This is a genomic window from Azospirillum sp. A1-3 (assembly GCF_023806445.1).
Classification (GTDB): Bacteria; Pseudomonadota; Alphaproteobacteria; order Azospirillales; family Azospirillaceae; genus Azospirillum.
Genome location: NZ_JAMSLU010000001.1, coordinates 504,373 through 526,364 on the forward strand (window position 1 = coordinate 504,373; position 21,992 = coordinate 526,364).

General features: G+C 67.5%; 18 protein-coding genes. 7 read left to right on the top strand and 11 right to left on the bottom strand.

Annotated elements, in window-relative coordinates; genetic code table 11:
• Positions 1–4 precede the first annotated feature (4 nt).
• Positions 5–1,189, top strand: coding sequence for an acetate/propionate family kinase (locus M5E06_RS02400; protein ID WP_252137015.1), 1,185 nt, complete (start codon positions 5–7; stop codon positions 1,187–1,189).
• Positions 1,190–1,295: 106 nt separating this feature from the next.
• Entirely contained in the window at positions 1,296–2,186 is an 891-nt protein-coding gene (locus M5E06_RS02405; RefSeq protein WP_252137016.1) for a LysR substrate-binding domain-containing protein, read from the top strand.
• Positions 2,187–2,246: 60 nt separating this feature from the next.
• Here M5E06_RS02405 and M5E06_RS02410 read toward each other — a convergent pair whose 3' ends face one another.
• From M5E06_RS02410 to pgi, 3 genes are all read right to left on the bottom strand, one after another.
• Positions 2,247–3,065 (bottom strand): hypothetical protein, encoded by an 819-nt coding sequence (locus tag M5E06_RS02410; RefSeq protein ID WP_252137017.1) that lies wholly within the window; start codon positions 3,063–3,065, stop codon positions 2,247–2,249.
• A 252-nt stretch (positions 3,066–3,317) separates the two neighbouring features.
• On the bottom strand, positions 3,318–3,569 hold the full coding sequence (locus tag M5E06_RS02415; protein ID WP_109442745.1) for a hypothetical protein: 252 nt from the start codon (positions 3,567–3,569) through the stop codon (positions 3,318–3,320).
• Positions 3,570–3,720: 151 nt separating this feature from the next.
• Positions 3,721–5,385, bottom strand: coding sequence for a glucose-6-phosphate isomerase (gene pgi / locus M5E06_RS02420; protein WP_252137018.1), 1,665 nt, complete (start codon positions 5,383–5,385; stop codon positions 3,721–3,723).
• Between the two features lie 205 nt (positions 5,386–5,590).
• Between pgi and M5E06_RS02425 the strand changes: the two genes are divergently transcribed.
• Entirely contained in the window at positions 5,591–5,758 is a 168-nt protein-coding gene (locus M5E06_RS02425; protein ID WP_252137019.1) for a hypothetical protein, read from the top strand.
• Between the two features lie 154 nt (positions 5,759–5,912).
• Here the strand turns inward: M5E06_RS02425 and M5E06_RS02430 are convergent, their stop codons facing one another.
• The 5 genes from M5E06_RS02430 to ileS all read right to left on the bottom strand — a co-directional run bounded on the left by M5E06_RS02430 (position 5,913) and on the right by ileS (position 13,134).
• Positions 5,913–7,184 carry a M16 family metallopeptidase gene (locus M5E06_RS02430; RefSeq protein WP_252138502.1) on the bottom strand — a complete coding sequence of 424 codons (1,272 nt, stop codon included), beginning with the start codon at positions 7,182–7,184 and terminating at the stop codon, positions 5,913–5,915.
• Between the two features lie 248 nt (positions 7,185–7,432).
• Complete coding sequence (locus M5E06_RS02435) at positions 7,433–8,830, bottom strand: M16 family metallopeptidase (protein ID WP_252137020.1); 1,398 nt, start codon at positions 8,828–8,830, stop codon at positions 7,433–7,435.
• 123 nt (positions 8,831–8,953) lie between these two features.
• A complete protein-coding gene (locus M5E06_RS02440; protein ID WP_252137021.1) occupies positions 8,954–9,544 on the bottom strand; it encodes a DUF3035 domain-containing protein in 591 nt (196 codons plus the stop codon).
• A 106-nt stretch (positions 9,545–9,650) separates the two neighbouring features.
• Entirely contained in the window at positions 9,651–10,154 is a 504-nt protein-coding gene (lspA, locus tag M5E06_RS02445; protein WP_252137022.1) for a signal peptidase II, read from the bottom strand.
• Positions 10,155–10,302: 148 nt separating this feature from the next.
• On the bottom strand, positions 10,303–13,134 hold the full coding sequence (gene ileS / locus M5E06_RS02450) for an isoleucine--tRNA ligase (protein WP_252137023.1): 2,832 nt from the start codon (positions 13,132–13,134) through the stop codon (positions 10,303–10,305).
• Positions 13,135–13,509: 375 nt separating this feature from the next.
• Between ileS and M5E06_RS02455 the strand changes: the two genes are divergently transcribed.
• From M5E06_RS02455 to M5E06_RS02470, 4 genes are read left to right on the top strand one after another with little or no spacing between them, the layout of a single operon-like run.
• Entirely contained in the window at positions 13,510–14,487 is a 978-nt protein-coding gene (locus M5E06_RS02455; protein WP_252137024.1) for a glycosyltransferase family 10 domain-containing protein, read from the top strand.
• 18 nt (positions 14,488–14,505) lie between these two features.
• A complete protein-coding gene (locus M5E06_RS02460; RefSeq protein ID WP_252137025.1) occupies positions 14,506–15,228 on the top strand; it encodes a hypothetical protein in 723 nt (240 codons plus the stop codon).
• A gap of 8 nt (positions 15,229–15,236) precedes the next feature.
• On the top strand, positions 15,237–17,891 hold the full coding sequence (locus M5E06_RS02465; protein ID WP_252137026.1) for a tetratricopeptide repeat protein: 2,655 nt from the start codon (positions 15,237–15,239) through the stop codon (positions 17,889–17,891).
• Position 17,892: 1 nt separating this feature from the next.
• Complete coding sequence (locus M5E06_RS02470) at positions 17,893–18,705, top strand: galactosyltransferase-related protein (protein WP_252137027.1); 813 nt, start codon at positions 17,893–17,895, stop codon at positions 18,703–18,705.
• Between the two features lie 64 nt (positions 18,706–18,769).
• On the opposite strand, the gene M5E06_RS02475 is transcribed toward M5E06_RS02470, so the two are convergent.
• From M5E06_RS02475 to M5E06_RS02485, 3 genes are all read right to left on the bottom strand, one after another.
• Complete coding sequence (locus tag M5E06_RS02475) at positions 18,770–19,453, bottom strand: orotate phosphoribosyltransferase (RefSeq protein WP_014247028.1); 684 nt, start codon at positions 19,451–19,453, stop codon at positions 18,770–18,772.
• A 111-nt stretch (positions 19,454–19,564) separates the two neighbouring features.
• Complete coding sequence (locus M5E06_RS02480; RefSeq protein WP_252137028.1) at positions 19,565–20,098, bottom strand: bacteriohemerythrin; 534 nt, start codon at positions 20,096–20,098, stop codon at positions 19,565–19,567.
• Positions 20,099–20,238: 140 nt separating this feature from the next.
• A complete protein-coding gene (locus M5E06_RS02485) occupies positions 20,239–21,945 on the bottom strand; it encodes a methyl-accepting chemotaxis protein (RefSeq protein WP_109153870.1) in 1,707 nt (568 codons plus the stop codon).
• Positions 21,946–21,992 lie beyond the last annotated feature (47 nt).

Below are 21,992 nucleotides of genomic sequence, written 5' to 3' on the forward strand. Positions count from 1 at the left end.
CGCCATGTCCAACGCGATCCTCGTCATCAATGCCGGCTCCTCCAGCCTGAAATTCTCGGTGTTCCGGGATCATGGCGGCGGGGATCCGGTGGTCACCATCAACGGCCAGATCTCGGGCATCGGCACCCAGCCGGTGTTCGAGGCCAAGGACGCCCAGCGCCGCCCGCTCGCCGAAAAAATCTGGGGGGCGGGGGAGCCCAGCGACCGTACGGCGCTGCTGTCCTACCTGCTCGACTGGATCGAGGAACGGCTGGAGGGGGCGACGCTGATCGCCGCCGGCCACCGGGTGGTGCATGGCGGCATCCGCCACGCCACCCCGGTGCTGCTGACCTCCGCCGTGCTGGATGAACTGGACGGCCTGGTGCCGCTGGCTCCGCTGCACCAGCCCCACAACCTCGCCGCCATCCGCGCGCTGGCGGAGGCGCATCCGGAGCTGCCGCAGGTCGCCTGCTTCGACACCGCCTTCCACCGCAACCAGCCCTGGCAGGCGCAGACCTTCGCCATTCCGCGGGAACTGACGGAGGAGGGCGTGCGCCGTTACGGCTTCCACGGCCTGTCCTACGAGTACATCTCCCGCCGGCTGCCGGAAATCGCGCCGGAGCTGGGCGACTCGCGGGTGGTCGTCGCCCATCTCGGCAGCGGCGCCAGCATGTGCGCCATCCATGGCGGGCGCAGCGTCGACAGCACCATGGGCTTCACCGCCCTGGATGGCCTGCCGATGGGCACCCGCTGCGGCACCATCGACCCCGGCGTGCTGATCTACCTGATGCGCAAGGGCATGGACGCCGGGGCCATCGAGAAACTGCTCTACAACAAGTCCGGCCTGCTCGGCGTGTCGGGCATCTCCAACGACATGCGCGCCCTGCTGGAGAGCAGCGACCCGCATGCGCAGGAGGCGGTGGAGCTGTTCTGCTTCCGCATCGCCAAGGAGACCGGCGCGCTGGCCGCCTCGATGGGCGGGGTGGACGCCGTGGTGTTCACCGCCGGCATCGGCGAACGCTCCGCCCCGGTGCGGGCGCGGGTCGGCGACAAGCTGGCCTGGATGGGTGTCGAGATCGACGCGGCGGCGAATGAGGCCAATGCGACGAAGATCTCGACCGCCGGCAGCCGTTTGCCGGTCTATGTCATCCCGACCGACGAGGAACGGATGATCGCGCTGCACACCCGCAAGGTGCTGACGGGGCGGTGAGTGTTTCGTGGGGGTGTCGGCTGTCGATGCCCCCACATCCCCCTGGAGCCCACTCCCCATTCGGTGCTAGCTCACCCCCGGAATCAAGCATTCGTCCGGGGAACCCGTGGTCCGCCCCTATCTCCCTTTGAACGCCCTGCGTGCCTTCGAGGCGTCGGCGCGGCATCTCAGTTTCACCCGCGCCGCCATCGAGCTGTGCGTGACCCAGGCCGCCGTCAGCCATCAGGTCAAGCTGCTGGAGGAGCGGCTGGGCGCCAGCCTGTTCCACCGCCTGCCGCGCGGCCTTGCCCTGACCGACGAGGGGCGGGCGCTGCTGCCGACGCTGGAGGAGGCGTTCGACCGCATCGGCGGCCTGCTCGACCAGTTCGAGGGTGGGCGGTTCCGCGAGGTGCTGACGGTCGGCGCCGTCGGCACCTTCGCCGTCGGCTGGCTGCTGCCGCGGCTGTCTCGCTTCCGCGAGGCGCATCCCTTCGTCGACCTGCGCCTGTCCACCAACAACAACCGCGTCGACATCGCGGCGGAGGGGCTGGACTATGCCATCCGCTTCGGCGACGGCGCGTGGCACGGAACCGACGCAGTCCGTCTGTTCGACGCACCGCTGTCCGTGCTCTGCGCGCCGGAGATCGCCCGGCGGCTGCGCGAACCGGCCGATGTCGGGCGCGAGACCCTGCTGCGCTCCTACCGGTCGGACGAATGGCCGGGCTGGTTCGCCGCCGCCGGGGTCGAGCCGTCGGCGATGCCGCCGGTCAAGGGGCCGGTCTTCGACTCGTCGTCGCTGATGGTGGAGGTGGCGATCCAGGGTGCCGGGGTGGCGCTGGCCCCGGTGTCGATGTTCCGCCGGCCGCTGGCGCTGGGCCTGATCGAGCAGCCCTTCGCCGTCACCGTCTGCAAGGGGGCCTATTGGCTGACATCGCTAAAATCGCGACCGGAGACGCCGACCATGCGCGCCTTCCGCGACTGGCTGTTCGCCGTGGTCGCGGAAGACGCGGCAGCTTGAGAGGGCAGGGTGAAAGCGCGACGTCGGACTACAGCCGACGTCGCTCCCAGCCTTCCTGTTTTATTGGCTACCGGTGCCGCTCTCGGCCAAGCCGGGCAAGTAGCGGCCGACCGCCTTGACAATTGCCAGCGCTGACGTCGCGAAATCGTCCATACCGACGGAACGGATCGCGGCGGCGACTCTCGCGTTCGGCCCTGCGCCGCCATCGGTGACCGCGAACATGCTGGCATCATCTCCGCCGTTGGGCGACAGCAGCTTAGCCAGCGCGCCGCCATTCCGCGGATCATCCAACCGTACCAGCGTCATGGACTCCGGTGCGATTCCGGCGGAACGGTTGAACGCGACATCCAGCTTTTGGCCAAACCGTGGATCCTGCTGATCGGTGATGCTCAACCCGATGAAGCCTGTACCAGCCTTGCGATCCTCTGCAGTTGCTCCCGCCTCGCTCTCGCCGGCCTCCGCCAGTACGGATGGCAGTTTGGGCTTGGCGATTCCCCGGCTGGTGGCGACTGCGTCCATCATGGCCGTCCCTGCCCCGCCGAAGGTGATCGAGATGCTGTCGGATAAGCCGAAGGCGGTGCGAAATGCGTCGGCGGCCTTTCCCATATAGTCGCTTGTCGCACTGGCCCAATCCGTCATTGCCGGAATTGCCGTGCCGATGCGTCGGATCTCCTGATCACGCTCCGCCGATAGGGCTGTCGGTTGTTCACGCCCCATTGTTCGGCGCGCAGCATCGGACAGATCCACAATATCCGTAAGGGGCGGGCGCGGGGGAGCCTGAGAAGCGACGGTGGACGAAGCGCGCGCAGGTAACCCGGTGGGCTTGACCATGCCGGTGGTTGCGTCGAGTGGATTCTGCGACCCAATGATCTTCGTCATCTCACAGCCCCTCGATGCATCTTTCTAATGGTATGCACGAGAAGCTAGCGCAGCAAGAATTTTGCGCATCTTTATGATGATATCGCTTTGATAAGTTAGTCTTCTAAGCTTTCTTCTTGATCCAATATATTTTCAAAGGTTCGGATATTTGCTTATTCATCAATTGTTTGGGAGCCGATGCGTCGGCCACCGCGCCGTTCTTCCGCGACTGGCTGTTCGTCATGGTCGCGGAAGACGGCACGGACTGAGCGGTCAGGACAGCGTGACCCGGCGCGGGGCCTGCTGCCGTTCCCGCTGCTGCCAAAAGCGCAGGCGCAGCCGCGGCGCAACGAACCAGGCGATGGGGGCCGCAAGCACGATGCTGAGGATCACCACGGTCGGCATCAGCGTCATCGCCTGCTCGGAAAAGCTGGGGACCGCCAGAACCAGAACGGTGCCGATGCCGAAGACCACACCCTGGATCATGCCGTAGATCAGGATGGCGAGGCGCAAACGGGTGGACATGTGGCTGCTCCGGTGAAGTGGATTGGTGCAAAGACCGCTTTCCTCTTCAACCAAAACGCAGCCGCAATGTTCCGAACGCCATCGGGGAGAGTCCGTCCCGCCCGATGACGTTCGTGTACATACAATTACTTGGCGTAAGCTGGACCTGTGCTTACCGGTGCGCCCGCCACCATGCCATCAGTCCGGTGGTGGAGCTGTCATGCGCCCCCTCGGCCGGGCCGGTCTCCATCTCCGGCAGGATGGTGTTGGCCAGTTGCTTGCCCAGTTCCACGCCCCACTGGTCGAAGCTGTTGATGTCCCAGACGATGCCCTGGACGAAGACCTTGTGCTCGTACAGCGCGATCAGGGCGCCCAGCGTCGCCGGGGTCAGGCTCTGGATCAGGATGGTGTTGGACGGGCGGTTGCCGGGGAAGACGCGGTGGGGGACCAGCGCCTCCACCTCGGCCGCCGGCTTGCCGGCCTTGGTCATCTCCACCCGCACCTCGTCGGCCGTCTTGCCGCGCATCAGCGCCTCGGTCTGGGCGAAGACGTTGGACAGCAGGATGCGGTGATGGGCGCCGGCCTCCGCCCCGATCGGGTTGTGGGTGGTCGCCGCCGCGATGAAATCGCAGGGGATCAGCGAGGTGCCCTGGTGGATCAGCTGGTAGAAGGCGTGCTGGCCGTTGGTGCCGGGCTCGCCGAACAGCACCGGGCCGGTCTGGTAATCCACCGGCTCGCCGCCGCGGGTCACCGACTTGCCGTTGCTCTCCATGTCCAACTGCTGGAGATAGGCGGGGAAGCGGTGCAGATACTGGTCGTAGGGCAGCACCGCGTAGGACGAGGCGTCCCAGAAATTCCGATACCAGACGCCCAGCAGCCCCATCAGCACCGGCATGTTGCGCTCCAGCGGCGCGGTGCGGAAATGCTCGTCCATCGCATGGGCGCCGGCCAGCAGTTCGGCGAAGCGCTCCGGCCCGATGGCGATCATGATCGGCAGGCCGATGGCCGACCACAGGGAATAGCGGCCGCCGACCCAGTCCCAGAAGCCGAACATGTTGGCCGGATCGATGCCGAACTTGCGGACCTCCGCCTCGTTGGTGGAGACGGCGACGAAATGCCTGGCGACATGCGCCTCGTCCTGCGCGGTCTCCAGGAACCAGCGGCGGGCGGAGTGGGCGTTGGTCAGCGTCTCCTGCGTCGTGAAGGTCTTGGACGCGATGACGAACAGCGTCGTCTCCGGATCCAGCCACTTCAGCTGCTCGGCCAGATGGGTGCCATCGACGTTGGAGACGAAATGCAGGGCGACATGGGCATGGGCGAACGGCTTCAGCGCCTCCGTCGCCATCACGGGACCGAGGTCGGAGCCGCCGATGCCGATGTTCACCACGTCGGTGATCGGCTGGCCGCTATAGCCGCGCCATTCGCCGTCGCGCACGGCATTGGCGAAGGCGTCCATGCGCTCCAGCACGGCGCGCACGCCCGGCATCACGTCGCGGCCATCGACCGTCACGGCGCGGTCAGAGCGGTTGCGCAGGGCGGTGTGCAGGACCGCGCGCTTTTCCGTCAGATTGATCGGCTCGCCGCCGAACATGCGGGCGCGGGCGCCCTCCACGTCCTGCTGGCGGGCGAGGTCGAGCAGCAGGCTGACCGTGTCCTGGGTGATGCGGTTCTTCGAATAGTCGAGGAACAGTCCCGCGGCCTCCATCGAGAAGGCTTTGAACCGGCCGGGATCGGCGGCGAACAGCTCACGCATGTGCGTGCCGGCCATGTCCTGGCGGTGTTGGGCGAGAGCGGCCCAAGCCGGTGTATGTGCGGGGGAACGGGTCAGCGCGGTCATGATGCTTTGGACTCCTTGACGTCAGCGGTCCTTTGACGCGGCCCATCTGCGGGGCGCAGGGAGCCTAACACCGACCGCCGGCATCGGCCACGGGCCAAAACGCGGCGGTTGGTGCTGCTTATCGGCCTATGCACGCTGGCCGAGCCGTGCAACCGGATGGCGGGCGGGGTGTTGTGGTTTTCAGGATTTGCGACAGGAGGAAGCCATGTCGGACAAGCCGATTACTCCGTCCTTGGAAGAGCGGGAGGAGCAACGCGACCGCGACGATGCTGCGCGGCCGGATCAGGTCGGGATCATTCCGGGCAAGGTGCCGGGGCATCCGGTCGATCCCAGTGATCCGCGCTTTCCGGGTAGCCAGCCGGATTTGGCGTAAGGGGCATTTTCGCTAACCGATGCCCCCTCCCTAACCCTCCCCCACTAACGCGGGAGAGGGGACTGCCGCCGCACGCCTGCAAGCGTCCTGCCCCCTCCACCGCCGAAGGCGGGGGAGGGATGGGGAGGGGGCATCCGGTGCTGTAACTGCCCCCTCAACTCCCGCCGTCGATCGTCCGCGTCGGCGACACGCCGTCCGGCTTGCCGACCAGCACGGTCAGCAGCTTGGCCGGGTCGAGCAGGCGCTGGGCGACGCGCTTGATGTCGGCCTGGGTCACCGCGTTGATGTAGCGGTCGCGCTGGTTCAGGTAATCGATGCCCAGATTGTCGCGCTTCACCTGCAGCAGGATGCGGGCGATGGCCTGGGTCGAGCCGAGTTGCAGCGGGAAGGAGCCGGTCAGGTAGGTCTTGGCGTCGGCCATCTCCTGGTCGGTCAGCCCGTCCTTCGCCATGCGGGCCCATTCCTGCCGCATGATGTCGAGCGCCTGTCCCGCCTTGGCGTTCACGGTGGAGCCGCTGGCCATCACCAGCGCCGCGTGGTCCATTGGGATCAGATAGCTGTAGACGCCATAGCTGAGGCCGCGCTTCTCCCGCACCTCTTCCATCAGGCGGGAGCCGAAACCGCCGCCGCCCAGCACGTAATTCATCACCGTGGCGGCGTACCAGTCGGGATCGTCGCGCTTGACCCCCGGTTGGCCCATCAGCATCACCGTCTGGGCCGTCGGCCGCGGCAGCAGGATGGTCTGGCCCAGTCCGGACATCGTCACGTCGGGAATGGCCGGCACATCGGCCTTGGCCGGCAGGCCGCCGAACACCGTGTCCAGCGCCTTGCCGAGATCCTCCGGCGAGATGTCGCCAGCGGCGGCGACCACCAGCCGGTCGCGGCCGAACTGGTTCTTCACGAAGCGGCGCAGGTCGTCAGGCGTGATGGTCGGCAAACTGTTCAGCGTGCCGCGGATCTCGTCGCCATAGGGATGGTTGGGGAAGGCGGTGGCGTAGAACTGGCGCCGCGCGACATAGTTGGGGTCGGCGAGGTCGCGCTTCAGGCTGGCGGTGATCGAGGCCCGCATGCGCTCCAGGGACTCGGGCGCGAAATGCGGGTCGGTCAGGGACAGACGGGTCAGTTCCAGCGCCTCGTCGCGATGCTCGGTCAGCGTGCGCATCGACCCGCTGAAGCCGTCGCGGCCGGCATCGAAGCCAAGCGCGATGGCATTGTCCTGCAGCCGCGCCTGGAATGCCTGCGAGTCGTACGGCCCGGCGCCCTCGTCCAGCATGGTGGAGGTCAGGTTCGCCAGCCCCTCCTTGCCCTTGGGATCGGTGCCGCCGGCGCCTTCGAAGGCCCATTCCAGTGCCAGAACCGGCACCTTGTGGTCCTCGACCAGCCACGCCTCGATCCCGCCGGGGCTGACCACGCGCTTGATGTCCATGGCGTGGGCGGGGGAGAGCAGGGAGACGATGGTGAATAGGAACGCAGCAGCAGTTAGGCCCAAATCCCCTCTCCCCCCCGGGGAGAGGGTTAGGGTGAGGGGGAACCGTAGCGGGGAGAAAGTCTTCGACATGCACTTCGCCAGTTGGGAAAAGCCACGCCGTGCATCCCCCTCACCCCGACCCTCTCCCTGGGGGGGAGAGGGAGGAAGTCCGCGGGCAGATGAAACATCGTGAAACACGCTCATCCTCAACTGTCCTTTCCGGTCGGGGGCAGCAGCAGGCCGGTGACGTGGTTGGTCTGGCTCAGCACGGCGCGGGCGGCGGCGTTGACCTGATCGGCGGTGACGGCGTCGATGCGCACCGGCCAGCTTTCCACATCGTCGATGCTCTGGCCGGTGGCGAGCGCCGCGCCCAGCGTCTGGGCCGGCCCGGTCAGGCTGTCGCGGGCATAGGCCGCCGCGGCCAGCATGCGCTTGCGGGCGGTGGCGACCTCCTCCTCCGTCACGCCGGACTTCAGCAGCTTGTCGATTTCGGCCCACAGCGCCGATTCGAGCTTGTCCATCGGCACCCCGGCGGCCGGGCTGGCGCCGACGCTGAGCGTCGCCATGTCCCAGGCGGTCGGCCCATAGCCGAGCCAGGCCGAGGTGGCGAGCTTCTGGTCCACCACCAGACTGCGGTAGAGGCGGGAGGTGGTGCCGCCGCTCATGATCTCGGCCAGCACCTGCAGCGCATAGGCCTGATGCTCCGGGTCGAGGCGATAGGACGGCGCGGTCCAGATGCGGCGGACCGACGGCTGCCGCACCTCCTCGTCACGCAGCACCACTTGGCGGGAGGAGGTGAGCGGCGGCTCGGACACGCGCTTGCGCTCCGGCACCGGGCGGGCGGGGATGACGCCGTAATAGCGCTCCGCCAGCGGCTTCAACTCCGCCGCCGTGACGTCGCCGGACACCACCAGGATGGCGTTGTTGGGCGCGTACCACGTCTTGTAGAAATGCTCCGCCATTTCCCGCGTCAGGGTCGACATCTCCTGCGGCCAGCCGATCACCGGGGTGCCGTAGGGGTGATGGACGAACATCGTGGCGTTGATCTGCTCGCCGATCCGGTCGGCCGGTTCGTTCTCGATGCGCTGGCGCCGCTCTTCGATGATGACGTCGCGTTCGGGATAGACCACCGCGTCGGTCAGCTTCAGGTTGGCCATGCGGTCGGCCTCCATCCGCATCACCATCTCCAGCCGGTCGCGGGCGACGTTCTGGTAATAGGCGGTGTAGTCGTAGCTGGTGAAGGCATTGTCGCGCCCGCCATTCTTGGCGATGATGCGGCTGAACTCGCCGGGCGGGATGACGTCCGTTCCCTTGAACATCAGATGTTCCAGGAAATGCGCGACGCCGGACTGGCCGCGCTCCTCGTCGGCGGCTCCCATCTTGTACCAGACCATGTGGGTCACGACCGGCACGCGGTGGTTGGGGATCACCACCACCTGCATGCCGTTGGACAAGGTGAAGCTTTCGGGGAAAAACACTCCCTTCTCCGCCGCATGGGCAGGCGCGGGGCCAAGCGGCGTTGGGGCCAGCGGGGCCGCGACGGTCATCGTCAGGGCCAGGAGACCGGCCACGGCGAAGCGGCGGGCGGATAGGACGGCAGGCATGAGGGCTCCCGGATCAGGAGGTCCGAATCGAAAGGGCGCCCTTCGTTGGGAAGGGCGCCCCCGGAAACTGGTGTGATGTCGCGCCTTGGACAAGGCTGAAACGGCCGTTCGGATGGCCGTCGCTTAGAACAGGCCTTCCAGCGGCGCCTTGCGCTTGCGCTCGATCGTCGGGGTGGCGGCACCGTCCAGCGACTTGCCCTGGGCCTGGGCCTCGCGCAGGCGCTGCTGCTCCTTGGCCGGGTCGACCAGCGAGTAGGGCTGTTCCTGCTTCTGCCAGAACAGCAGCGAATCGATCCAGCTCTTGTCGGCTATGATCAGCTGGGTGGTTTCTTGATCGACCTTGGTACGGATGTTCGGGTCGATGCCGTCGCGGGCCGAGGCCTGGGCGACCAGCGAGCGTTCGCCGGTCGATTCGCCGGCCGCCTTGCCGGTGCGGCGCGCACCGCCGCCGAACACGGCGCCGGCCGCCGTCTGGGTCGGCGTGCTGTCCTGCGGGCGGGCGGCGCCGGGGCGCGGCTTCGGCAGGTCCTGCATGCTGGGCGGCAGGGTCAGCGGAGCGCGGGAAACGACGGCGAATTCGTCGGGGCTCTGGCGGTCGAGACCGATGGACCGGCGCACATCCGAGCAGCCGGCGAGCGTCAACGCCGCAAGCGCCAGCCCGATGAGCGGAAGCCGATTCCGGGGGAGGGAGAGGGCGGAGGAGATGCTGGTCACGTTCGGAAGATCCCGTCGTCTGTCACGTCGTAGCGACCCGGCCCGAAGGTCGGGACCGCATGGTCAGCGCTCGCCGGCGGTTATAACGCCACCGGCGACGGAACTCTTACGACTTTTCGCGGCCCGCGAACAGTCCGTCGATCAACAGCAGGACCACGCCGACGCTGATTCCGCTGTCGGCCACGTTGAAGGCCCAGAAATGCCAGCCGGCGAGATGGAAATCGAGGAAGTCGACCACCGCGCCGTGCAGCAGCCGGTCGACGACATTGCCCACCGCCCCGCCGATGATGAAGCCCAGCGCCAGCGCGATCAGCCGCCGTTCGGCCTGCCGCAGCCAGAAGACCAGGCAGACGGCGATCACCGCGGCGATGGCGCTGAGGATATAGGGCATCAGCGCCCCGCCGCCGGCGAAGGTGCCGAAGCTGACGCCGTAGTTCCACACCAGCACGAGGTTGAAGAAGGACGTCACATCGATGACATGCGGCACCGGCTGCATGACCTGTTCGAGGATCCACCATTTGCTGCCCTGGTCGAGCACGACCACCACCACGGCGACGATCAGCCCGAACAGCCAGTAGGAGCGGGATTGGTTGGCGACGAAGGCGTTCATGCGGCCACACATCCTCCCTCTCCCCCCCGGGGAGAGGGTCGGGGTGAGGGGGTAGCGCGGCGAGGAGCGTCCGGCAAGCGGATCCCCCTCACCCTAACCCTCTCCCCGGGGGGGAGAGGGAATAGAGCCGCGATTGTGGTGACTGGCCTCATGCCACCGCGTCGGAGCAGCGGACGCACAGCGTCGGGTGGTCGGCGACGGTGCCGACCTCCTCCAGGACCTTCCAGCAGCGCTCGCACTTCTCGCCTTCGGCCAGGGCCGGGGCGACGGCGATGCCGGGGACGTCGGGCAGGGTGAAGGCCCCCTCCGGCGCCGTGGCGTCCGTCACCTCGATGGCCGAGGTGATGCAGACGTCCTGGAAATCGACGTCGGCCAACAGGGCCTTGGTTGCCGAGTCGACGAAGACCGTCGGGTCGGCCTGCAGCGACGAGCCGATGGTCTTGTTGGCGCGTTCCAGCTCCAGCGCGCCGGTGACGACGCGGCGGACGTTGCGCACCGACTCCCACTTGGCGGCGAGAGCGTCGTTGCGCCAGTCCGCCGGGACCTGCGGGAAGCCGCGCAGATGCACGCTCTCCTCGGTCCAGCCGAGACCGTCGGGACGGGCCAGCCAAGCTTCCTCGGCGGTGAAGCAGAGGATCGGGGCCAGCCAAGCGGTCAGGGTGGAGAACAGATGCTCCATCACCGTCCGCACCGACCGGCGGCGCACCGAATCGACCGGATCGCAATAGAGGCTGTCCTTGCGGACGTCGAAATAGAAGGCCGACAGCTCCACCGCACAGAAGTTGTGCAGGGCCACGAACAGGGCGTGGAAGTCGTAGGCCTCGACCTTCTCGCGGACCAGCGCATCCAGCTCCGACAGGCGGTGCAGGACCCAGCGCTCCAGCTCCGGCATCTGGGCGGCGTCGATCCGCTCGGCCGGGGTGTAGTCGGCCAGCGCGCCCAGCAGGTAACGCAGCGTGTTGCGCAGGCGGCGATACAGGTCGGCCTGGGTCTTGATGATCTCCTTGCCGATGCGGAGGTCTTCCGAATAGTCGGAGTTGATGATCCACAGGCGCAGGATGTCGGCGCCATACTGGTCGCAAACCTCCTGCGGGGCGACGACGTTGCCCAGCGACTTGGACATCTTGCGGCCCTGCTCGTCCAGCACGAAGCCGTGGGTCAGCACCGCGTTGTAGGGCGCCCGGCCGCGCGTGCCGCAGCTTTCCAGCAGCGAGGAATGGAACCAGCCGCGATGCTGGTCCGAGCCTTCCAGATAGAGGTCGGCCGGCCAGGCCAGTTCCTCCAGCCGCTGTTCCAGCACGAAGGCGTGCGAGGAGCCCGACTCGAACCAGACGTCGACGATGTCCCGGACCTGCTCGAACTCCTCGGCGGAGTAGGCGTTGCCGAGGAAATCCTGCGGGTCGCGGGCGAACCAGGCGTCGGCGCCCTCCTGCTGGAAGATGTCGGCGATGCGGGCGAACACCGCCTCGTCGCGCAGGATCTCGCCGGTCGCCTTGCGGACGAACAGGGCGATCGGCACGCCCCAGGCGCGCTGGCGGCTGATGCACCAGTCTGGACGGCTCTCGATCATCGAGCGGATGCGGTTCTCGCCCTGCGTCGGAACCCAGCGGGTGTCGGAGATCGCCTGCAGCGCCACCTTGCGCAGGTCGTTCGTCTCCATCGAGATGAACCACTGCGGCGTGGTGCGGAAGATCAGCGGCGCCTTCGACCGCCAGCTGTGCGGATAGCTGTGCTTGATGCGGTTGCTGGCCAGCAGCGACCCGGCTTCGTCGAAGGCTTCCAGCACAGCCTTGTTGGCCGGGCCGGACTTGCCCTGGTCGGTGTAGACGGCCAAACCGGCGAACAGCGGCACGTGGGCGTAATAGCGCCCGTCCTCGCCCACCGTCTGCGGCACCTCGATGCCGTTGGCCTGACCCAGGCGGAAGTCGTCCTCGCCATGGCCGGGGGCGATGTGGACGAAGCCCGAACCGGCGTCGGTGGTGACGAAGTCGCCCGCCAGCAGCGGCACCTTGAAGTCGTAGCCCTTACCGTTCAACGGATGACGGCACCAGGTGCCGGCGAGACGCGAGCCGGGGAAGCGGTGCAGCTGCTTCCACTCGGTGACGCCGGCCTCCTTCAGCACGCCCTCGGCCACGCCGGTGGCGAGCACCAGACGCTCGCCGACCACGGCCTTGCTGCCCTCGGCGACGGCGGTCACCTTGAAGGTCGCGTATTCGATCTCGTCGCCATAGGCGATGGCGCGGTTGGCCGGCAGGGTCCAGGGGGTGGTCGTCCAGATGACGATGCTGGCCTCGTCCACCTCCGGCGTCGACGATCCCCAGACGGGGAAGCGGGCGAAGACGGTGGTGGAGGTGTGGTCGTGGTATTCGACCTCGGCGTCGGCCAGCGCGGTCTTCTCGACCACCGACCACATCACCGGCTTGGAGCCCTTGTAGAGGCCGCCGTTCAGCGCGAACTTGTGGATTTCGCGGACGATCTGCGCCTCGGCAGGGAAGGTCATGGTGGCGTAGGGGTGCTTCCAGTCGCCCTCCACGCCCAGCCGGCGGAACTCGGCGGCCTGGATGCCGACCCATTCCTCGGCGAACTGGCGGCATTCGGCGCGGAACTGGATGAGCGGCACGTCATCCTTGTTCTTGCCGGCCTTGCGGTACTTCTCCTCGATCTTCCACTCGATGGGCAGGCCGTGGCAGTCCCAGCCGGGGACATAGTCGGCGTCGAAGCCCTGCATCTGGCGGAAGCGGACGATCACGTCCTTCAGGATCTTGTTGACGGCATGGCCGATGTGGATGTTGCCGTTGGCATAGGGCGGGCCGTCGTGCAGCACGAACTTCTTGCGGCCCTTGGCGCTGGCGCGCAGCTTGCCGAACAGGTCCATCTCGGCCCAGCGCTTCAGCAGCTCGGGCTCCTTGGTCGGCAGGCCGCCGCGCATGGGGAAGTCGGTGCGCGGGAGGAAGACGGTCGATTTGTAATCGCGGGTCATATCGGATCCCTGGGGGAAGGCGTCACCATCGGGCGGCTGGTTCCTGCCACCCGACGCACATAAGGTCTCGATCCCGGCCCTCCTCAGAGAGCCGGGCCGGTAATTCGCGCGCGATGCGCCGGTGCGCGCATCATCATCGGGATCCGTACAGAGACGTCCATGGCGCCGGATATTAGCGGCGCAGGCCGTACGGTCAAGGACCGCTCACATCCGTTATGTGCAACTGCGAACCGGCTTTGCGGGGGCAGGCCCGGCGCGACGGCTCCAAAAATACCGCTGGCAGCCCGGCGATGGCAGAACTACGGTGTGTCCGCCGAGCTTGTCCGGGCAAAAGGGCTGCTCGCGGCAATCAGTGCGTGCGGGAGCGTCTTCGGCATGATCGACCAGCGGACCGGCGATTTCCTGTCGGAATTTCTGGCCTCGTCCCACAAGGATCCGGCGGTTCTGGACCGCTTTCTGCTGCATGGGCCGGACCTCGGCGGGCGCGGATTGAGGCCGCGGCTGAAGATCGCCTTCTTCGATTTCTGGCCGGAGTTCGATCCGGCTGCGAACTTCTTCGTGGATATCCTGTCCGCCCGCTTCGACGTCTCGGTCGTCGACAACGACAGCGATCTCGCCATCGTGTCGGTGTTCGGCACCCGGCACCGCGAGGCGCGGACCGCCCGGTCGATGTTCTTTACGGGTGAGAATGTGCGGCCGCCGCTCGACGGCGTCGACATGTCGGTGTCGTTCGACCGCATCGACGATCCCCGGCATTACCGCCTGCCGCTCTACGTCATGCATGCCTGGGACCACAGGCGCGAGGGGGCGACGCCGCATTTCTGCCAGTCCGTCCTGCCGCCGGTGCCGCCAACGCGGGAGGATGCCGCGAAGCGCAAATTCTGTGCCTTCCTCTACAAGAACCCCAACTGCGCCCGCCGCAACGACTTCTTCCAGATGCTCTGCGCCCGGCGGCATGTGGAGTCGGTCGGCTGGCTGCTGAACAACACCGGCAGCGTGGTGAAGATGGGCTGGCTGCCGAAGATCCGCGTCTTCTCGCGCTACCGCTTCGCCTTCGCCTTCGAGAATGCGAGCCATCCCGGCTATCTGACGGAGAAGATCCTGGACGCCTTCCAGGCCGGCGCTGTGCCGCTTTACTGGGGTGATCCGGGGGTCCTGCGCGATGTCGCCGCCGGCAGCTTCATCGACGTGTCGCGCTATGCGTCCGACGAGGAGGCCGTCGACGCCATCCTGGCCGCCGACGACGACTACGACACCTATCGCCGCTATCGCAGCACGCCGCCGTTCCTGGGCGCGGAGGATTTCTACTTCGACGCCTACCGTCTGGCCGAGTGGATCGAAAGCCGCCTTTGAGCGGCGGGGGGACGTGCGATGAAGCGGGTGCTGCTGAACTATGCCGACGGGGCCTTCACCACGGCGCAGAAATACAATGCGCAAACCGGTCTTGCCGTGGGTGGCTTCGACGGCGTGGCCAGGATGGGGCGGCAGCACATCGACGCTACGTTCGCCGCACGGAACCGGCATATCCTGGAGCAGCCGCGCGGGGCCGGGTACTGGCTGTGGAAGCCCTATTTCATCGATCTCATGCTGCGTGAGCATCTGCAGGACGGCGATATGCTGTTCTACAGCGACAGCGGCGCCCATTTCGTCCACAGCATCGATCCGGTGATCGAGCTTTGCCGTCAGCGGCGCGACCTGCCGGTGCTGCTGTTCACGCTGGAGGACCAGCACAGCAACCGCGTGTGGACGAAGCGCGACTGTTTCCACTTCATGGGGCTGGACCGGCCGCCCTTCATCGACGCGCCGCAGATCCTCGCCAGCTTCATCGTCTGCGAGCGCGGGCCGGAAAGCAGGGACTTCATGTCCCGATGGCTGCGGTATGCCCAGGATGCCCGGCTGATCACCGACGCCCCCAACGAATGCGGCCTGCCGAACTATCCGGAGTTCCGCGACCATCGCCACGATCAGAGCATCCTCAGCCTGCTTGGACGCCGCTACGGCGTGACCACCATTCCCGACATCTCGAACTGGGGTGATGCCAGACGTCCGGCCGAGATTCCCCGCATTCTGGAACACACGCGCTGGCGGGACTGAGGTCGGCTATGGCAGACAAAAACCAATCGGCCGGCTTCACCCGCGCCCTGTCGGCGGAAAGGGCCGGCAAGTTGGAGGAGGCGAGGGACCGTTACCTCGAAACCCTGCAGGCCGAGCCGCAGAACCCGAAGGCCCTGCACCGACTGGGTGTCGTGGAGTTGCGGCTGGGCCGGGCGCGCGAGGCGGTGATCCTGTTCCAGAAGTCGTTGGCCATCGCCAAGGACCCGGAGGTCTATCTCGATTTCGGCGCGGCGATGGCCGGCATGGCCCGCTGGGATGCGGCGGCGACGGTCTATGCGGCGGCGCTGCGGGTCGCGCCCGATTCGGTCGATGCCCATTATGGTCTGGCGCTGGCCCTGCACAGCCAGGGACGGCCGCAGGACGCGGAACCTCATTACCGCAAGGTTCTGGCGACCCATGCCCATCTGGGAGAGGTCCACAACAATCTCGGCGTCGCCCTGCAGGATCTCGGGCGCGTCGCCGAGGCGGTGGCCGCGCACCGGGAGGCAGTGCGGCTCTCTCCCGCCGACGCCTCGTCACTGTCCAGGCTGGGCGTGGCGCTCCATCACCTTGGCCAAAATGCGGAGGCGGAAGCGGCTTTCCGCAAGGCCATCGGGTTGGCGCCGCTCGACGTCGGCATCCGGCACGATTTGACCTGCCTGCTCCATGCCGCCGGTCGGCCGGCCGAGGCGGTCGCCGCCGGCCGCCCTGCGGTGGCGCTCGATCCGGCGAGTGCGCGAAGCTGGCTCGCTTTGGGCAACGCGGCACATGATATGCGCCATCGTGAGGACGCTTGGCGCGCCGCCGCCGCCGCGGTCCGGCTGGAACCGTCCGATCCGGCCGCGCACAACAATCTCGCCAACGCCCTGCGGGAACTCGGCCGCCTGCGCGAGGCCGTCGCCCAATATCGCACGGCGTTGGACCTGCAGCCCGATTTCCCGGTGGCGGAGATCAATCTGGCTCAGGTCCTGTCGATCCTGCGCGAGTCCAACGGCGCGCTGGCGATCCTGAGAAGCCTGCTCGTTCGGCAGCCGCTGAACGCCGAGGCATGGCGGCGGCTGGCGGGCGTGCTGGCGGAGGCATTCCGCCCCGATCTCGCGATCGCCGCCCTGCGCAATGCCGTTGCCGTGGCTCCCGACGATACCGACGCCAGTGTCGATCTGGCGATGGCCGCCGCGATGAGCGGCTGGAGCGCGGTGTCGGCGGAGGCCTGCCGGCGGGTGCTGCGGCTGGTTCCCGGCCATAGTGCGGCGCTGGGCCAACTGGTTCACCAGCAGAGGCTGCTTTGCGATTGGCGTGACCTGGACGGTCTGGAGGCGCTGCTTCTCCGCCGGGTGCGGGAGGGGGCGGAGGGCGTATCCCCGTTCGACGTCCTGTCCTGCGCCTCGACGCTTGCCGACCAGCAATCGGCCGCGACCCGCTGGGCGGCGGCGAAGGCCCGCGGCGCCGTTCTTGTCCACCGGCCCGTCTCCCGGCCCGCCGCGCTTCCGCGGGATGGTCGTCTGCGGATCGGCTATCTGTCGTCGGATTTCCGGGAACATGCGATGGGCCACCTGATGGTGGATGCCCTGGAGACGCATGACCGGTCCCGCTTCGCCGTCACCGCCTATTCGACCGGCATCGACGACGGCAGTCCGCTGCGCCGACGCTTCGAGCAGGGGCTCGAACGATTCGTCGACTTGTACCGCCATGGCGACGCCGATGCGGCGCAGGTCATCGCGGCGGACGGTATCGACATTCTGGTCGATCTGACCGGCTTCACCACCTTCTCGCGCACGTCGATCCTGGCAACCCGTCCGGCTCCGCTGCAGGTCAACTGGCTGGGCTATCCGGGCACATTGGGGGCCGACTATGTCGACTACATCCTCGCCGACCCCGATGTGATTGCGGAGGGTGAGGAGGCGTTCTTCACCGAGCGTGTGGTGCGGCTGCCGGACTGCTATCAGCCCAACGACCGCCGCCGCGCCATCGCCGATGCCACGCCCTCGCGTGCGGATTGCGGGCTGCCGTCGGACGGCTTCGTCTTCTGCTGCTTCAACAGCGCCTACAAGCTAACTCCTGCCCTGTTCGACGGCTGGGCGCGCATCCTCGCGGCAGTGCCGGGCAGCGTCCTGTGGCTTTATGCCGGAAATCCGCAGGTGGCGGCCAACCTGCGCCGCGAGGGCGAGGCCCGCGGTCTCGATCCCGGCCGCCTCGTCTTCGCCGGCCCGATACCCCATGCCGAGCATCTGGCCCGTCACCGGCTGGCCGACCTGTTTCTCGATACGCTTCCCTACAACGCGCATACCACGGCCAGCGACGCGCTGTGGGCGGGGTTGCCGGTGCTGACGCGGCGCGGCACGACCTTTGCCGGGCGCGTGGCGGCCAGCCTGCTGCGGGCCGCCGGACTGCCGGAACTGATCGTCGACGGGCAGGAGGCGTATGAGGCGGCGGCGGTGGACCTCGCCCGCTCGCCGCAGCGGCTCCGCGGCCTGCGGGAGAGGCTGATGCGCAATCGGCAGAGCTGCCCGCTGTTCGATACCCCGCGATTCACCCGGCATCTCGAGGTGGCCTATCGGGCGATGTGGGACATTCATCTTGCGGGCGGGCTTCCGCGCGCGATCACCATCGCGGCCGAGGACGGCAGCGGTTTGTCATCCGCTGCACAGGAAGGGAAGGACTGACATGACGACCGGCGACAGCGCGGACGCGCGCCTCCACATCGTCGTCCCTTACCGCGATCGGGAAGCCCATCTGCGGCAATTCGTTCCGTGGGTGAGCGCTTATTTCGACCGGCTCGTGCCGAGGATCGACTATCGCGTCACCATCGTGGAGCAGGAGGCCGGCCTTCCCTTCAACCGGGGGGCGCTGAAGAACGCCGGTTTCCTGCTGGGGGAAGGGCAGAGCGATTACACCTGTCTGCACGACGTCGATTACCTGCCGGTCGATGCCGACTATTCCTGGGCCGACTGCCCCACGCCCATCCTCTGGTACGGGGCGGAGCAGCGGCCGGTGGCGCCCGGACGGTCGGACCGGACGGTCACGACGAATCTGGAAAGCACGATGGGTGGCGCGCTGCTGATGCCGAACGGCGTCATGCGGCAGGTCGATGGCTATTCCAATGCCTTCTGGGGCTGGGGATACGAGGATTTCGACTTCTCGCTGCGCATCCGGGCGCGCCGCATCCCCACCGGCCGGCGCAAGGGCCGCTTCCAGCCGCTCGACCACGACAATGACGGCTTCACGCCGGATGCGGCGCCGTCACCGATCTCCCTGGTCAATCGCCGCGTCTTTCAGGAGCTTTGGTCCACCGGGAAAATCCCGGCCGGCGACGGGCTGTCATCCCTGTCGTTCGACGTGCTGGACCGCCAGCCCTGCGACGGTGCCGTCGCACAGGCGCAGGGCAGGTGGGAAATCGTCCGCGTACGCTTCAACCACTGTCCGAGGCCGGAGCAGGCGACGGCCGACACTGCGCACGGAACCGCCGGCAACGGATGACGCCGGCACCGGATTGCCGCCAAAGCTTCGGGACGGGGGCGGCGCGGACCGCCCCCGCCTTGCATCACATGCTCGACTTACCGCCGTGGGCCGACGACCAGCCAACCGGGTCGTTCAGGAACTTCTCGACCTCCGACAGGGTGTTCTCGTCGAAATAGCGGTTGTCGCGGGCGACCTTCAGCACGTCCCACCAGGTGCACAGCGCGTGCAGGCGGACGCCGATGGCGTCCATGTTGACCTTCGACTGCGGGAAGATGCCGTAGTGAAAGATCACGAAGGTGTCGGTCACCTGGGCGCCGCCGTTGCGCAGCGCGGTGACGAAGTTCTCCTTGCTCTTGCCGTCGGTCGCCAGATCCTCGACCAGCAGGACGCGCTGCCCCTCGGTCAGCAGGCCCTCGATCTGGGCGTTGCGGCCGAAGCCCTTCGGCTTCTTGCGCACATACTGCATCGGCAGTTCCAGCCGATCGGCGATCCAGGCGGCGAAGGGGATGCCGGCGGTCTCGCCGCCCGCCACCGCGTCGATGGCCTCATAGCCGATCTCGCGCTCGATGGTGGCGACCGCGAAATCCATCAGCGCCTTGCGGGCGCGCGGGAAGGAGACGATGCGGCGGCAGTCGGTGTAGACCGGGCTCGCCCAGCCCGAGGTGAAGATGAAGGGCGTCTCGGCGTTGAAGTGCAGCGCCTTGATCTCCAGCAGGATCTTGGCCGCGGTGGCGGCGATGGTGGCCTGATCGGGCAGGGTCGACATGGAAGAACGCTCCGGAAAACGGGATTGCTCGCGCGGATGCCCCCTGTGTAGCGGCGGTTCCGGCGAATCGCAACGGCAGGCGGTCCGGATCCCGCCCGAGCGGGGCGGGATTCAGACGGGAATGTCGCCGAACACCCGGCCGTCGGGTCCGGCCGGCCCCCCAGGAGAGGTGCCGGACGCGGTGCCGTGGCCGGTGCCGGGAGCCATCGTGCCCTTCAGCCAGCGGGCGAACTGGCGGTCGGCGGTGTTGATGTGCAGTATCAGCCACTGCGGCAGGAATTCGGCCAGGCTCCGCCGCATCTCCTCGTCGGCCACCTCGCCGGCCCCTTCGACTGACGCGAAGGCATGCACCCGGTCCCAGGCGAGCTGGTGCTGGCCGATATGGTCGTCGAGGAAGGGATAGCCCGCCTCCTCCATCACCCGCTGCTCGTCGGCGAAATGCGACTCGGTGTAGGCGACGGCGGCGGCCAGGGTGCTGCGCATCTCCTCGGCGGGCCGTCCTTCGGTGACGGCGCGTTCGAAGGCCTGGACCAGCGCGATCCATTCGCGATGCTGCTCGTCGATGGAGTTGACGCCCAGAACCAGATCGTCGCTCCATACGAGGCGGCCGTAATCGACGGGGCCGGTGTTTTCGCTGTCGCTCATGGCGGACCCGTGACGGTCGAAGGGTGCATCCGGCGGATGGCTCGCGCACGAGATGCAGCGGCCGGGAATTTCCTAGAGTTCCCGGCCGCCGCCCGCAAGCATGGGCTTTGCTACCTTTTGCCCCACCCCCCGTTCCGGACTCAGACCTTGCCGCGCACGCTGCCGAGGAAGCGGTCGACCTGCGCGTGCAGCAGTTCGGCCTGCTTCGACAATTCCCCGGACGAGGAGAGCAGGCGGCTGGCGCCGCTTCCGGTCTCCGACGCCGCCTGCAGGACGCCGCCGATCGAGGAGGAGACCTCGTTGGTGCCGGCCGCCGCCTGCTGGACGTTGCGGGCGATCTCCATCGTTGCGGCGTTCTGGCCGTCGACCGCCTGGGCGATGGTGCCGACGATGACGTTCACTTCACCGATGGTGGCGGCGATGCTCTGGATCGCCTGGACCGCGTCGGCGGTCGCCGTCTGGATCTCGGCGATCTGCTGCGAGATGTCGCCGGTCGCCTTGGCGGTCTGGTTGGCCAGGCTCTTCACCTCGCTGGCGACCACGGCGAAGCCCTTGCCCGCCTCGCCGGCGCGTGCCGCCTCGATGGTGGCGTTCAGCGCCAGCAGGTTGGTCTGCCCGGCGATCGAGTTGATGAGGTTCACCACGTCGCCGATCTGGTTCGCCTTGGACGACAGGCCGTCGACGATGCGGTTGGTGCCGTCGGCCTGATCGGCAGCCTGCTTGGCCTTGCGGCTGCTCTCGCCGATCTGCCGGCCGATCTCGGCGATGGAGGCGGCCAGTTCCTCGGCGGCGGCGGCCACGGTCTGGACATTGACCGACGCCTGTTCGGATGCGGCGGCGACGGTGGTCGCCTGCGTCTCGGTATGGTCGGCGGTCGTCGCCAGCGACTGCGCCAGGGACCGAACCTCGGTGGAGGAGGAGGCGACGCTGTCGACCACGCCCTTCACCTCGCTTTCGAACCGGTCGGCCAACGCCGCCATCTCGGCCCGCTTGCGCTCCTCGGCGGCATGTTCGGTCTCGGCCTGACGGCGGCGGAAGGCATCGGCCTCCACGGCGTTCGCCTTGAAAACCTCGACGGCGCCGGTGATCTGCCCAATCTCGTCCTTGGCCTCGGACGGCGGCACGGTGACGCTCAGGTCGCCGCGCGCCAGCGTCAACATCGCATCGGTCAGGCGGCGCAACGGGCGCAGGGCCGCCACCGTCCACAGGCCGAAGGCGCCGGACAGCAACAGGGCGGCGGCGCACAGCGACAGCATCAGCGTCTGGAAACCGCTGGCGACCGTGCGGGCGCGGTCGGCGATCTGCTGGTTCTTGTGCTCCTGCAGGTCGATGAAGGCGTTGATGCGCTTCAGCCATTCGGTGAAGGCGGGACGGGCGTCCTGCATCAGGGCCTTCTGCGCACCGGCCATGTCACCCGCCTTGCGCGCGGCGGTGACAGCCTTGATCGCCGGCAGGGTCTTCGCCTCGATCTCCTTGATGCCGGCGAGCATCGCCCGCTCTTCCGGCTCGATGTCGGTCATGGTCGCGAACATGGCGTCGAGCGGCTTGGCCGCCTGATCATAGAAGCTGGCCAACCGGTCGATGTCGGCCAGGACGGCGGACAGGGTCGTCGCATCGCTGGTCAGCACCACGTCGCGGAGCGCGATCGCGCGGTCATGCACGCTGCCGCGGAAATTGATGGCATAGCGCTGTTTGACGCTGTTCACGTCGTTGATCCGGGTGAGATCGGCATCGATCTTCCGCACCTCGCGGACCCCGATGACGGTCAGGCTGATCAGAAGCACAAGCACCGCGCCGAAGCCGAGGAACAGCCGTGCGCGTATGGTGGCATGCCGTGGAAGGAGCATGTCGGCGGGATCCCGTCAAAGTTGGCCCGGGTGGGCGGTGGAAGAAC

Bases quoted from the DNA above. Each gene is read 5' to 3' on its own strand.
- pgi (WP_252137018.1), bottom strand. From the start codon at position 5,385: ATGACCGCGCTGACCCGTTCCCCCGCACATACACCGGCTTGGGCCGCT.
- lspA (WP_252137022.1), bottom strand. From the start codon at position 10,154: ATGAACGCCTTCGTCGCCAACCAATCCCGCTCCTACTGGCTGTTCGGG.
- M5E06_RS02435 (WP_252137020.1), bottom strand. From the start codon at position 8,830: ATGCCTGCCGTCCTATCCGCCCGCCGCTTCGCCGTGGCCGGTCTCCTG.
- M5E06_RS02470 (WP_252137027.1), top strand. From the start codon at position 17,893: ATGACGACCGGCGACAGCGCGGACGCGCGCCTCCACATCGTCGTCCCT.
- M5E06_RS02465 (WP_252137026.1), top strand. From the start codon at position 15,237: ATGGCAGACAAAAACCAATCGGCCGGCTTCACCCGCGCCCTGTCGGCG.
- M5E06_RS02485 (WP_109153870.1), bottom strand. From the start codon at position 21,945: ATGCTCCTTCCACGGCATGCCACCATACGCGCACGGCTGTTCCTCGGC.
- M5E06_RS02410 (WP_252137017.1), bottom strand. From the start codon at position 3,065: ATGACGAAGATCATTGGGTCGCAGAATCCACTCGACGCAACCACCGGC.
- M5E06_RS02430 (WP_252138502.1), bottom strand. From the start codon at position 7,184: ATGGACATCAAGCGCGTGGTCAGCCCCGGCGGGATCGAGGCGTGGCTG.
- M5E06_RS02400 (WP_252137015.1), top strand. From the start codon at position 5: ATGTCCAACGCGATCCTCGTCATCAATGCCGGCTCCTCCAGCCTGAAA.
- M5E06_RS02415 (WP_109442745.1), bottom strand. From the start codon at position 3,569: ATGTCCACCCGTTTGCGCCTCGCCATCCTGATCTACGGCATGATCCAG.
- ileS (WP_252137023.1), bottom strand. From the start codon at position 13,134: ATGACCCGCGATTACAAATCGACCGTCTTCCTCCCGCGCACCGACTTC.
- M5E06_RS02475 (WP_014247028.1), bottom strand. From the start codon at position 19,453: ATGTCGACCCTGCCCGATCAGGCCACCATCGCCGCCACCGCGGCCAAG.
- M5E06_RS02480 (WP_252137028.1), bottom strand. From the start codon at position 20,098: ATGAGCGACAGCGAAAACACCGGCCCCGTCGATTACGGCCGCCTCGTA.
- M5E06_RS02460 (WP_252137025.1), top strand. From the start codon at position 14,506: ATGAAGCGGGTGCTGCTGAACTATGCCGACGGGGCCTTCACCACGGCG.
- M5E06_RS02425 (WP_252137019.1), top strand. From the start codon at position 5,591: ATGTCGGACAAGCCGATTACTCCGTCCTTGGAAGAGCGGGAGGAGCAA.
- M5E06_RS02455 (WP_252137024.1), top strand. From the start codon at position 13,510: ATGATCGACCAGCGGACCGGCGATTTCCTGTCGGAATTTCTGGCCTCG.